This is a genomic window from Staphylococcus sp. FSL W8-0271, from assembly GCF_038006605.1.
GTDB lineage: Bacteria > Bacillota > Bacilli > Staphylococcales > Staphylococcaceae > Staphylococcus > Staphylococcus cohnii.
Window position 1 is genome coordinate 272,806 of the sequence record NZ_JBBOVM010000001.1, and the last position, 13,049, is coordinate 285,854.

Consider the following 13,049-nt stretch of genomic DNA (forward strand, 5'->3'; position numbering starts at 1 on the left):
ATTTATTATAAATGCACTATATATAGATTATAAGCTATTTTAGTGGAAAAGTATGGAATTAATAGTTTAGTAAAAAGAAAAACGGGACAGGAATCGCTTGTAAAGCATGATTTCTGTCCCGTTCTTTATGTGCGTTATTCTAACTACTTACGTGGTAGTCCGTATTGATTACCTGCTTTGTCACTGTCAGTAATCATGTAAAAGAATGCGACGATATTTAAAATGAAGAAAATAATACTGCCAATGCCTAAAACGCCTTCTAAGCTATTGAAAAATATGCCTTCGCTGTATGAGGTATATGAACCAATTGGAAATAGCACAGAAAAGACGCTAAATATAATTGGAAAATGCTCTTTGTTAAATCTTGATAACCACCAACATTATTTTAAAAAAATTAAAATCTATCGCAATTTAATAGCACATTAAAGTTGTTATTTCAAAAAGAAAATAACAACTTTTTGAAAAAAATAAAACTAATATTAATACATTTAATACGTATAAAAATACAAAAATAAAGTTCGTTCTATTTGTTAATTTCGTTAAATTTAAACTTAACACTGCGATTAGAACGAATTTCAAGACTGTGGATGTTATAAAAATTATATATTTATTCATCTTTTGAGTTTGATATTTTTGAATGTAATTTGCATTATTATTAAAAGTTCGTTAGGCTCATGTTTGTAATTTAATAAATGTTTTTGCTAAAAAATTACACTAATTAGCAAAGTTTTTACATATTTTACTAACAATAAGGGGTGTCTATTGTGAAAAAAGAAAGAGTAAAAGTAATGGATTGGACGACCTTTATAGGGTCTTCATTGATATTACTTATTGCAGTTATTCCGATGATGGTTTTTCCTAAGGCCAGTCAGGATATAATAACGCATTTAAATGAAGTCGTGTCGAGTACACTCGGCTCAGTATATTTATTGATTGGACTTGCGACGTTAATATTTGTACTATACATCGCATTCGGTAAATATGGTAATGTTACGCTTGGTAAAGCGACAGACAAGCCAGAATTTAATAATTTTAGTTGGGCAGCTATGTTGTTTTGTGCTGGAATTGCTTCAGATATTTTATACTGGGGCGTTATTGAATGGGCATTCTATTATCAAGATCCACCACATGGCGGTAAAGGAATGACGGATAGTGCATTGAATTACGCTACTATGTATGGCATGTTCCATTGGGGTCCAATTGCTTGGGCTACATTTGTACTGCCAGCATTAGCAATTGGTTATCTTGTTTTTATCAAGAAAAAACCAGTTTACAAAATCAGTCAAACAATGCGTCCGATCTTAAGAGGTCAGACAGATGGCATTATAGGAAAAATCGTTGATATTCTATTTATCTTTGGTCTGCTTGGTGGCGCAGCTACCTCACTAGCACTTGGTGTACCAATGATTTCTGCAGGTATAGAAAAATTAACAGGTATTGGAGACAGTATGTTGATGCGTAGTATTATTCTATTCACAATTACAGCTGTCTTTGCATATAGTTCTTACTCTGGTTTGAAAAAAGGAATTAAAGTTTTAAGTGATGCAAATGTTATTTTATCTTTTGTATTATTAGGTTTTGTATTTATTGTTGGACCAACGGTATTCATCATGGAAACCTCAATTACAGGTATGGGTAACATGATTAAAAACTTCTTCCAAATGGCTACATGGATTGAACCATTTGGTGGTATAGGTGGTCGTAAAGAAACGAATTTCCCACAACAATGGACGATTTTCTATTGGTCATGGTGGATTGTATATGCGCCATTTATAGGCTTGTTCATTGCACGTATTTCTAAAGGGCGTACACTTAAAGAAATTGTGCTTGGTACAATTATTTATGGAACGTTAGGATGTGCACTGTTCTTTGGTATCTTTGGTAACTATGCAGTTTATTTACAAATCACTGGTTCATTCGATGTGATACATTTCTTAAATACGCATGGCACAGAGGCTACTATTATAGAAGTTATGCATCAATTGCCGTTCCCTAATTTAATCATCGTGCTATTCTTGTTATCTGCATTCTTATTCTTAGCAACAACATTTGATTCAGGTTCTTATATATTGGCTGCGGCTTCTCAAAAGAAAGTCATAGGCGAGCCGTTAAAAGCGAATAGATTATACTGGGCTTTTGCACTATGTCTATTACCATTTGGATTGATGTTAGTAGGTGGGGAGCGAGCTTTAGAAGTCTTAAAGACAGCTTCTTTATTGGCAAGTGTTCCTCTGTTGGCTATATTTGTCATGATGATGATTTCATTCTTAAGGACATTGTCCGAAGATAGATTGAAGCTTGAAGATAGAGCTGAAAAATATAGAGAAGTAGAAAGACGTTCGTTACGCATAACACAAGTAAGAGAACGTAGAGAAAATGATAAATAAAAAAGTAACAAGCGCAGCAAAATCTTATTTTACGGTAAGATTTTGCTGCGCTTTTTTTATAATAACTACTATTAGTCAAACTTTGTAAAGTATAGGTATTCGTCCTGTTTCAATACATATGAACACATACTTAAAGCTGAGACAGTTCATTATGTCTCAGCTTTTTGTTAGTCTTTTTTTTCTGGAATTGGGAAATATTTAAATATTTCACCAGATTCTAATGCATTGCTTAAATTGTCTAGCCATTCATAATAAGGCAAAGTATCAAGTAATTGTTGTTTAACTTCCTCTGCTTCCGATTTTGTAGCTTCATCTGCTTTGTTGTTATCAATAATCTTATCAAGTATAGCTACTGCATCGTGAACGCCTTCTGAATTAATAACAATCTCCCGACGCCATTTGCGTGAAAAGAAATTACTAAAGAAATTAAAGAAATCCTTTTCGGCGACAAAATGTTGTTTTCTACTTCCACGTGTGAATTGTTGTTTAACAATATCAAATTCTTGAAGTCTTTTAACGCCAGCACTCATGCTGGGTTTGCTCATTTGTAACTGTTCTCTCATTTCATCAAGTGTCATACTGTCTTCAAAAAGCATTGTTCCAAATAAGTTTCCTACACTTCGATTGATGCCGTATAGATCCATAGTTTCACCTATGGCATTAATAACGATATCCTTAGCTTCTTCTAATTGATAATCAGGGTTGGTCGAATGTACCAATTGTCCACCTCCGTTCAAGTCCATATATAGTTAAGTGAAAAATAAATAGTGAGTTCCTATAGTTTACATTCCATACTCAAAAGATGCATGTATAAACCCCTATCATATTTAAACACATTTGACACTTTTTCAACTACTATGATAACATAAAGTTCATAAAATTCGTTAAATAAAAATTTAACAAACTTAACGGAGGTAATTTTAATGGAACTTGTAGATCATTTATCTCGTCTTCAATATATAGATGGAGAATGGGTAGAAAGCTCAAATAAGCAAACGAGAGAGATTATTAATCCATATAATCAAGCAGTTATTTTTGAAGTAGCAGAAGGAACTGCAGAAGATAGTGAACGTGCAATTTTAGCAGCAAGACGCGCTTTTGAAGAAGGAACATGGGCTAATGAAACAAGTGAAAATAGAGGCAAGAAAGTTAGAGCAATAGCTAATTTAATTGAGACACATCGTGAAGAATTAGCGAAACTTGAAACGTTAGATACAGGTAAAACATTAGAAGAATCTTATGCTGATATGGACGATATTGCAAATGTATTTAACTTTTTTGCTGGGTTAGCAGATAAAGATGGAGGAGAAATTATTGATTCTCCAATCCCAAATACAGAAAGTAAAGTCGTTAAAGAACCAGTAGGAGTAGTAACACAAATCACACCTTGGAATTATCCTTTACTTCAAGCATCTTGGAAAATTGCGCCAGCATTAGCGACTGGTTGTTCTTTAGTAATGAAACCAAGTGAAATTACACCATTAACAACAATCCGTGTGTTTGAATTGATGGAAGAAGTTGGCTTCCCTAAAGGTGTTATTAACTTAGTATTAGGTAAGGGTTCTGAAGTAGGAGAACCATTATCATCACATAAAGATGTCGACTTAGTTTCATTTACAGGTGGTATTCAGACAGGTAAACACATTATGAAACAAGCGGCAGATCATGTAACGAATGTTGCTTTAGAATTAGGTGGTAAAAATCCTAATATTATATTCGCTGATGCAGACTTTGAACTTGCAGTTGATCAAGCGCTTAATGGTGGCTTTTTCCATGCAGGACAAGTTTGTTCAGCTGGTGCCAGAATTTTAGTAGATAACAAAATTAAAAACCAATTTGAACAAGCATTAATTGAAAGAATCAAAAATATTAAATTAGGCGACGGCTTTAACCCAGAAACTGAAATGGGTCCAGTAATCTCTGTAGAACATAGAGAAAAAATAGAGAAATACATGGAAGTAGCTAAATCAGAAAATGCCACTATTGCAATAGGTGGTAAACGACCAGAACGTGAAGATTTACAAGATGGCTTATTCTTTGAACCCACAGTGATTACTGATTGCGATACTTCAATGCGTATCGTTCAAGAAGAAGTGTTTGGCCCTGTTGTAACAATCGAAGGTTTTGATACAGAAGAACAGGCAATCACACTAGCTAACGATTCTATTTATGGACTAGCTGGCGGTGTATTTACTAACGATATTGGTAAAGCAGAACGTGTCGTTAATCAATTAAGAATGGGCACTGTTTGGATTAACGATTTCCATCCATATTTTGCACAAGCACCATGGGGCGGATATAAGCAGTCAGGTATTGGTAGAGAACTTGGAAAAGAAGGTCTAGCAGAGTATCAAGTTGAGAAACATATCCTTCGTAACACAAATCCAGAGCCTGTGAATTGGTTCGGTAAAGCGTAACGTTAATCACTAAAATTAACTATGAATCTTAGAAATATATATATCAGGAGGCTATATAAAAATGAGAGAAGCGTATGATTATATTATTATTGGAGGCGGCAGTGCCGGATCAGTATTAGGTGCGAGAATTAGTGAAGATGTATCTAATAATGTACTTGTACTTGAAGCAGGACGCAGCGATTATCCTTGGGATTTATTAATCCAAATGCCAGCTGCTTTAATGTATCCAGCAGGCAATAAGCTATATGATTGGATTTATGAAACTAATGAAGAACCACATATGGATGGTAGAAAAGTAGGTCATGCCCGTGGTAAAGTGCTTGGCGGTTCAAGTTCTATTAACGGCATGATTTATCAAAGAGGTAACCCAATGGACTATGAAAAATGGGCAAAACCTGAAGGCATGGAGAATTGGGACTTTGCACATTGTTTACCATACTTTAAGCGTTTAGAAACAACATTTGGTTCAAGTAAAGATGATCCATACCGTGGCCATCATGGTCCAATTAAGTTAAGAAGAGGTCCAGCAACAAATCCACTATTCCAAGCATTTTTCAATGCAGGTGTAGAAGCGGGCTATAATAAAACACCAGATGTTAATGGTTTCAGACAAGAAGGATTTGGTCCTTTTGATAGCCAAGTTCATAATGGTCGTCGTGTTTCAGCTTCAAGAGCTTATTTACATCCAGCTATGAAACGTAAAAATTTAGACGTACAAACACGTGCTTTTGTTACTAAATTAAATTTTGATGGAAATAAAGTAACTGGTGTTACATTCAAGAAAAATGGTAAAGAACATACAGTTAATGCTAAAGAAGTTATTTTATCAGGTGGTGCAATTAATTCACCACAATTATTACAATTATCAGGTATTGGTGATTCAGAACATTTACGTTCTGTAGGTATCGAACCTCGTTTACATTTACCAGGTGTTGGAGAAAACTTTGAAGATCATTTAGAAGTATATGTACAACATGCATGTAAACAACCTGTATCATTGCAACCAAGTTTGAATAAATTGAAGATGCCATTTATTGGTTTGCAATGGATATTAGGTCGTAAAGGTGCTGCGGCATCCAATCATTTTGAAGGTGGCGGCTTTGTTCGTTCTAACAATGAAGTAGATTATCCAAATCTAATGTTCCACTTCTTGCCAATTGCAGTGAGATATGATGGTACTAAAGCGCCAACAGCACATGGTTACCAAGTACATGTTGGTCCAATGTACTCTAATTCACGTGGTCACTTGAAGATCAAATCTAAAGATCCATTTGAAAAACCTGATTTTGTCTTTAATTACTTATCTACTGAAGAAGATAAACGTGAATGGGTAGAAGCAATTAAGGTCGCTAGAAATATCTTGTCTCAAAAAGCTTTAGATCCCTTCAATGGTGGAGAGATTTCACCAGGACCTGAAGTTCAAACAGATGAAGAAATTATCGAATGGGTAAAACGTGATGGAGAAACAGCATTACATCCATCTTGTAGTTGTAGAATGGGACCAAAATCTGATGAAATGTCAGTAGTTGATCCTGATACATTTAAAGTACATGGTATGGAAAATTTACGTGTTGTAGATGCTTCAGTTATGCCACGTACGACAAACGGTAATATCCATTCTCCAGTATTAATGATAGCTGAAAGAGCTGCTGATGTAATCAGAGGTAAAAAACCATTAGCACCTGAACATATTGATTATTATCGTCATGGTGTACATGATAAAGATGCAGGAACAGTAAAATAATTTATACGTTATGACATTATATAGCACATCCCTTTTTCATTCATTGTGAATGAGAGAGGGATGTTTATATTTAATGTGTTGAATTGAGAGTAACTGCTGTAAAGTGCAGCCTCTTTAAATTATGAAGTTTAATGCGTTTAGACGAAAATATGTTTACTTGATACTTTAGCGTATCAGTTAAAGTGATTTTGTAACGTGCTGACGCTCTGGGGATAGTATGAGTGAGAGACTACAGGCTCGAGCCATATCCCAGGCAAGCATGCACGGTCAAAATCGCATATGATTCTTATATCAAAAGTTCCAATTCTTTATTACTTATGATTTCAGGCTAATTCATGTTATTAATTTTACAAAATAAAAACTTCATCAATATATTAGAGGGAATGAATTGCTTCAAATGAGCCTTTGCTTTTGTATTTTGATAAATATTCCAAACGATTTTGCAATCGTGCTGACGCCCGGGGAAATGATATGAGTGAGAGACTACAGGCTCGAGCCATATCCCTAGGCAAGCATGCACGATCAAAATCGGAAGATTTTAAACAATATAAAGAGGACAAATCCATTGTTAAGGATTTGCCCTCTTATTTTGAGCATAAGCATGTATATCCATGCCCTTTGCATCATACAATATTTATTGGTTTTTAGTAATTAAATCAGCGATTGCTTTAGAAGCATTACCATTTTCAATTGAACAAAAATCGTTATAAAACTTATTGATTTCAGCTTTATAGTCATTTTCAATTTGATCTAAGTGTTGTAGGTCCTCTGCTAGTTTATATGCATCTTGATAAATAGGTCCCGGTAAATCTTTGTGATAATCTAAATAGAAGCCTCTTAAATCCTTGGCATATTTATCTAGGTCATAAGCAAAGAAGATTTGAGGTCTTTTTAGCACACCATAATCAAACATTACTGAAGAATAATCTGTGATTAAACAGTCAGAAATAAGATATAATTCTGAGATATCACTATAATTTGATACATCAATTGCAAAATCTTCATAACCTCTTAAATCTAATGCGTTAGCGATAAGGTAATGCATTCTTAATAGAATAACATAGTCATCACCAATTTTTTCTTGCAAGTTATTTAAATCGATTTTTAAGTCGAATAAATATTTTCCTTTTTTGACAAATTCATCATCACGCCAAGTTGGTGCGTACATAATTACTTTTTTGTCTTCAGGCAAGTTTAAGTTTTCTTTAATTTCTTGAATGTAAGCTTGATCATTTGCACGATTAACTAAGACATCATTTCTAGGATAACCAATTTCAAGTATTTTTTCTGGCGGCATCCAAAAAGCTGTTTCAAATATCTTAGATGAATAAGCGTTTGGAGAGATAAGATAATCCCATCTGCTTGTTTCTTCCTTGAAATTACGTTTATAGTTATCAGTTGTTGTTCCAGGCATACGGATGACTTTCATATCATTTGCTAAACGTTTTAAAGGTGTTCCATGCCAAGTTTGAATATAAACTTGGTTAGCTTTTTTATTCAAGTATAAAGGTAGTCTCGCATTTGTTACCCAGTATTTCGCGCTAGCATATGCTTCATAGTAAGCTTGTGAACCTTTTTTAACTTTTTTAGCAGGTCCTGGTAAATATACTTGATCAGGTTTTCTGAATACCCAAATAAATTCAAAGTTTGGATGGTATTTCATCATATATTCATAGATATACTTTGGACTGTCACTATAATTTTTACCACCAAAAGCTTCGAAAATGATTGTGTTCGGCTTAACTTTGTTTTCATTATCTGTAAGTTGATATAATGAACGGTTTTTATTTTTTCGACGTAAAACAACATTTTTGGCTAAGCGAGCACGCTTTCTAAATCTATTAACTTTAAATGCTGGTGTTTTCTTATTAAACATAAGCATTAATGATTCTAAAATAAATAATGGTTTTTCACTCTTGAATATTGTAGTCATTAACTGTCTAGTGACTTTTGGTAAAAGTTCGCTATTTGATTCATATCTTTCTGGTGTTTTTCTTAATGACGGTTCAAAAGAATCTCTATATAAATTCTTCATTTTAGTTTTTATGAATTTTTTATTTTCTTTTAAAGGCGCACGTTTTACAGCGTCTGAAAAGCTATATACATAGTCATTAAAAATAATATTGAAATCTTGAGTTGATAAAGTCGGTTTTTCAAAAGGATCATAGATTTCTCCTTTAATATAGAAAGGGAATCTACTGATTCTTACAAAACCATTAGAATATTTAATAAATTCTAAGACGAAAGACCAATCGATAAAGATATCTAAATCTTCATTGAATTTAATATTATGTCCACGCATGATAGCTGTTTTAAAAACAATGTTACAAACAGAATGTTTACGCAGAAACTGATTTGATTTTGTTTTGGTGTTTAAATATTGCACTTTCACTAAATTTTGGTCAACGTATTGTGGCACATCTAAAGTGAAAGAATGAATAGGTGCAATTAAAGCATCGTATTGATTTAAATGTTTCATATAAAAAGCGAGCGCGTAAGATGCAAGATAATCATCAGAATCTATAAATATAAAATAAGGTGATGTTACTGCTTCTAGCGCGGTATTTCTTGCGTAAGCATGTCCAAAGTTTTGAGTTAAATCAATTTCTTTAATTGAGATGTTCCAATCTTTGATTGTTTCAGTTGCAATATGTTTTGAATTATCAGTTGAACCATCGTTAACTAATATTAATTCAAAATCTTGGAATCTTTGATTTTTTAAGCTGTTTAAGCATTTTTCAATATAATCTTCTGAGTTATAATAAGTTACAATAACAGATACAGATTTCATTATTTTACCTCTTTTTCCATTAACTCTATTTATTATTTGAATAGCACACATCGTCTGCTAATGTTCAAAATAATAGGGTGTTTTTTTAAAAAGCAATTTCACCGTTTGGAGTTAAAACGGATTTTTTAATTTTACTACAATATAAATATATATTCAAAACATCAACTATTGTTTAATCTTAATTATACTATATATGACTTATTGAGAAAAAAATATTTTTCTTAGTTTATTGATTGTTTTGATAAATCAAAAACTTCATTATAGGAAATTCATGGGTCGAAGTAATGTTGTTCTCAAACTTTAAAAATCATTAAAATTTTAAACAGATGATTTGTAAAATATAACAAATTGCGTATAATTTGATTTTGTAAAAAAAGACTAAGGAGAATTTTGAAATGAAAAATAATGATTTTGAAGATGTTGTATTAAATAGAAAATCTGTGAAAGTGTTTGATGAGCAAGTTAAAATTCCTAGATCAGAAATGGATGAGATGATACAAAAGGCAACCAAAGCGCCATCATCTGTGAATATGCAACCGTGGAGATTTTTAGTGGTTGAAAGTGAAGCAGGGAAAGAAAAATTGAAACCACTTGTTCGTTTTAATACACGCCAAAACGATACATCCGCAGCTATGGTTATTATATTTGGCGACATGCAAAATTATGAATATGGAGAAGATATTTATCATAATGCAGTTTTAAATGGTTATATGCCTGAAGAAGTAAAAGTTGAAATGTTAGGCAAAATATTGCCCTTATATAAAAGTTTAAATCGTTCAGAAATGAATGATATTATTAAAATTGATAGTAGTTTAGCAGCAATGCAATTTATGCTCGTTGCTAGATCTTATGGTTATGACACAAATCCAATTGGTGGTTTTGAAAAAGATCAAATTGCTGAAGCATTCGATTTAGATCCAGAACGTTTTGAACCAGTAATGATTGTTGCAATTGGAAAGGCTAAAAATCCTGGACATGAATCATACAGATTGTCAGCAGAAACTGTTACAAAATATGTTTAAAAATTATAATTTTGATAAAATTCGTCTAATTATTAGTAATAATTTCAATAGTAAATAGATTATTATTGAGGTGTAATATTGACCTAAATATGAATTTGCATTTTTAAAAGGACAAAAATTATAAGTTAATAAAAACAAAAAGAGTTTATACGTAAAATTTGATACTCAAAAAAAGCGCGCGAGTCCAACTAGGGTTTGCGTGCTTTTTTAAAACGTACTTACTACACAAAAAACATTAAATTCATTTGAATATATGTAATAAAAGCTTAATTATTTAAAGTTTGTTATGATATAAATAGTTTATAAAGGTATGAAACGATTGAATTTATAATTCTAAAAATATTTCAACAATTTATATTGTATGAAAGGGGGTATAGGTGTTGAGATATAAAATTTTACTTCCTTTATTGTTTTTATGTTTTATCGTAGGTAGTGCCTGCTGTTTATTAAATATTAAGCATTTGAACCATAATGTTTCATTTTATGCAGTGGGAGATAACTTAATTCATCCAGTAGTATATAATGATGCTTCGATGCACAATGGAAATTTTGATTTTAAACCAATGTATCGTCATTTAAAAAAAGATATTGAAGCTTCAGATATAGCTTATATAAATCAAGAATCTCCCATTGGTGGAGATAGTAAAGGTTTGTCTGGATTTAAGCGATTTAATACACCAGAAGCTTTAGCAAAAGATTTATCGAATACAGGGTTCAATTTAGTAAACGGTGCTAATAATCATGCATTAGATCAAGGGACGAGCGGACTTATGAATGAAATTGCACTATGGAAGCAATTCGATGATATTGAATATTTTGGGACATACAATTCGCAAAACAATAGAGATGAAATCCAAATCATGAATAAAAACGATATTAATATAGCTTTATTGAGTTATACATATGGCACGAATGATATTCAATCTGATAAACCATATTACATTAATTATTTTGATGAAAAACAAATTAAAAAAGATGTGGCTAAGACTAAAAAACAAAGTGATGTTGTCATCGTTTCAGCGCATTGGGGTAATGAAGGTAAACATAACCCAAATAAAACACAAAAGAAATTTGCGAAAGTGTTTGCGGATGCTGGTGTAGATGTAGTGATTGGGACGCATCCCCATGTCATTCAACCTGTGAAGTGGGTTGAAGGTAAAGATAATCATAAAACACTAGTGGCTTATTCCCTGGGAAATTTTTTGAATGGTCAAGCAACAGGTGATGAAAACAATATACTGGGAGGCAATTTAACGTTCAATATTGAAAAGTCTCCGAAACAAACTAAAATTAATCAGGTTAAATGGAAATCACTGGTAACACATTATGAGCTGGGAACTACGGTGTATAAAAATAAGAAACAAAATTTTAAAATGTATCCATTGAATCAATATAATAATGAATTGGCTCATAGGCATGGGTTAAATCAAACAAAGCAAGGTGACGTTAACGTACAACGTTTAGAGCAAATCACTAAAACACATATTGATCCTGCATTTTTAACAGAAGAAAGTTTCTGATTATTAACTGTTTATAAAAGCAAAACATATATTTTTAAACATAAAAAGAAGAAGCATAATCAATTCACATATTTTGATTATGCTTCTTCTTTGATTTACATATATTTATTTTACTTGCTTAGCTAAATTTGTGATGTAATTAAAGAAACTATCATGTTCAACATGATGTACCACAGAAACTAATCGACCGTTTTCTTCATCGATGTATGTACTTCCTTGACTAGGGCCATCAACATGAACAGAAGTTTTAACATCATGTTGTTTTACTAAGTCTGGTTTACCTATGTAAGCAGTAGTTAAGACATCCCATAAGAAATATGTAGAATTTGTTTGGAAATGTGTGAGTGGAGGCACTGCAGCATAACTTACACCTAAAAAATCAACCCCGGTATACGCGCGTTCGTTTGCCCACATTTGTCTGATATCCCAAGTCATAGGTACTTGATTTGTACTTTCTAAAGCGACCATATCAATTTTTAGTGTTGTATCAAAAACAGTTTTAACTGCTTCAGGATCCCAAAATGAATTCCATTCAGCTGTACCATCATGTTCGGGTTCTTCAACATTACCTTTATCTAAAAACGTTCCTCCCATCCATACTAAGCGTTCAATGTTATTTACGAGTTTTGGTTCGATAGTGATAGCTTTAGCTAAATCCGTAAGCGGTCCAGTAAATAATAACGTGACTTTTTCATCGCTTGCGCTTACTTTTTCGATAATATCTTCATATGCTGCGTGTTTTAGCAATTTGGAGTGTTGCGAAGTAGGTTCATTTAGTATAGGTAAAGCATCCATAAAGAATGCATGCATACGCCAATCTTTAGGGAATGGGTTTTTGCCGCGTTCTTTCGATGCTGCTACATGGATAGGCGTTGATGAAAAACGATTTATAATTTTTTGTGAAGCACTCACAGCTGGTTCTACGTAACTATCAGCGCCAATTGCACTGACACCAATCAAATCAACTTCTTCCATTTGAATTAATAAAAAAAGTGAGACTAAATCATCTACACCACCGTCATGGTTAAAATAAACTTTTTTCATAAATGAAATCCTCCAAATATAATGATTTTAAATCATTATACCAAATTCAGTTATTAAGATAAGTTCATTCAACAAAATTTCACAAATCGTAATAACGCTATATTAATAGTCATTGAGTAGGGAA

Annotated in this window: 9 protein-coding genes; 5 read left to right on the forward strand and 4 right to left on the reverse strand. The window is 32.6% G+C overall.

From position 1 onward, the window contains the following. Nucleotides 1-143: 143 nt before the first annotated feature. On the reverse strand, nucleotides 144-320 hold the full coding sequence (locus tag NST87_RS01310) for a hypothetical protein (protein ID WP_155385113.1): 177 nt from the start codon (nucleotides 318-320) through the stop codon (nucleotides 144-146). Between the two features lie 444 nt (nucleotides 321-764). On the opposite strand from NST87_RS01310, the gene NST87_RS01315 reads away from it, so the two are divergent. After that, nucleotides 765-2,387: a BCCT family transporter gene (locus tag NST87_RS01315; RefSeq protein ID WP_141767328.1), complete on the forward strand. Its 1,623-nt coding sequence runs from the start codon at nucleotides 765-767 to the stop codon at nucleotides 2,385-2,387. Nucleotides 2,388-2,554: 167 nt separating this feature from the next. Here the strand turns inward: NST87_RS01315 and cudC are convergent, their stop codons facing one another. Then, nucleotides 2,555-3,106, reverse strand: coding sequence for a choline uptake/conversion transcriptional regulator CudC (gene cudC, locus NST87_RS01320; protein WP_019469111.1), 552 nt, complete (start codon nucleotides 3,104-3,106; stop codon nucleotides 2,555-2,557). Between the two features lie 204 nt (nucleotides 3,107-3,310). Between cudC and betB the strand changes: the two genes are divergently transcribed. Together betB and betA are read left to right on the forward strand one after the other, a co-directional pair. After that, on the forward strand, nucleotides 3,311-4,804 hold the full coding sequence (betB, locus tag NST87_RS01325) for a betaine-aldehyde dehydrogenase (protein ID WP_040030304.1): 1,494 nt from the start codon (nucleotides 3,311-3,313) through the stop codon (nucleotides 4,802-4,804). Between the two features lie 61 nt (nucleotides 4,805-4,865). Next, on the forward strand, nucleotides 4,866-6,548 hold the full coding sequence (gene betA, locus NST87_RS01330) for a choline dehydrogenase (RefSeq protein WP_019469109.1): 1,683 nt from the start codon (nucleotides 4,866-4,868) through the stop codon (nucleotides 6,546-6,548). A 634-nt stretch (nucleotides 6,549-7,182) separates the two neighbouring features. On the opposite strand, the gene NST87_RS01335 is transcribed toward betA, so the two are convergent. Next, complete coding sequence (locus NST87_RS01335; protein WP_071562186.1) at nucleotides 7,183-9,339, reverse strand: bifunctional glycosyltransferase family 2 protein/CDP-glycerol:glycerophosphate glycerophosphotransferase; 2,157 nt, start codon at nucleotides 9,337-9,339, stop codon at nucleotides 7,183-7,185. Between the two features lie 395 nt (nucleotides 9,340-9,734). Here NST87_RS01335 and NST87_RS01340 point away from each other — a divergent pair, with 395 nt between their 5' ends. Then, nucleotides 9,735-10,361 carry a nitroreductase family protein gene (locus NST87_RS01340; RefSeq protein WP_019469042.1) on the forward strand — a complete coding sequence of 209 codons (627 nt, stop codon included), beginning with the start codon at nucleotides 9,735-9,737 and terminating at the stop codon, nucleotides 10,359-10,361. A 377-nt stretch (nucleotides 10,362-10,738) separates the two neighbouring features. After that, complete coding sequence (locus NST87_RS01345) at nucleotides 10,739-11,881, forward strand: CapA family protein (RefSeq protein WP_040030302.1); 1,143 nt, start codon at nucleotides 10,739-10,741, stop codon at nucleotides 11,879-11,881. Nucleotides 11,882-11,986: 105 nt separating this feature from the next. Here NST87_RS01345 and NST87_RS01350 read toward each other — a convergent pair whose 3' ends face one another. After that, the gene (locus NST87_RS01350; RefSeq protein ID WP_019469040.1) at nucleotides 11,987-12,925 is read right to left on the reverse strand and encodes a nucleoside hydrolase; all 939 of its coding nucleotides are present in this window, start codon (nucleotides 12,923-12,925) and stop codon (nucleotides 11,987-11,989) included. Nucleotides 12,926-13,049: the final 124 nt, after the last annotated feature.

What these genes read in the sequence shown, in the direction of transcription:
- NST87_RS01340 (WP_019469042.1), top strand. Translation starts at nt 9,735, where the DNA reads ATGAAAAATAATGATTTTGAAGATGTTGTATTAAATAGAAAATCTGTG.
- NST87_RS01335 (WP_071562186.1), bottom strand. Translation starts at nt 9,339, where the DNA reads ATGAAATCTGTATCTGTTATTGTAACTTATTATAACTCAGAAGATTAT.
- betB (WP_040030304.1), top strand. Translation starts at nt 3,311, where the DNA reads ATGGAACTTGTAGATCATTTATCTCGTCTTCAATATATAGATGGAGAA.
- NST87_RS01350 (WP_019469040.1), bottom strand. Translation starts at nt 12,925, where the DNA reads ATGAAAAAAGTTTATTTTAACCATGACGGTGGTGTAGATGATTTAGTC.
- betA (WP_019469109.1), top strand. Translation starts at nt 4,866, where the DNA reads ATGAGAGAAGCGTATGATTATATTATTATTGGAGGCGGCAGTGCCGGA.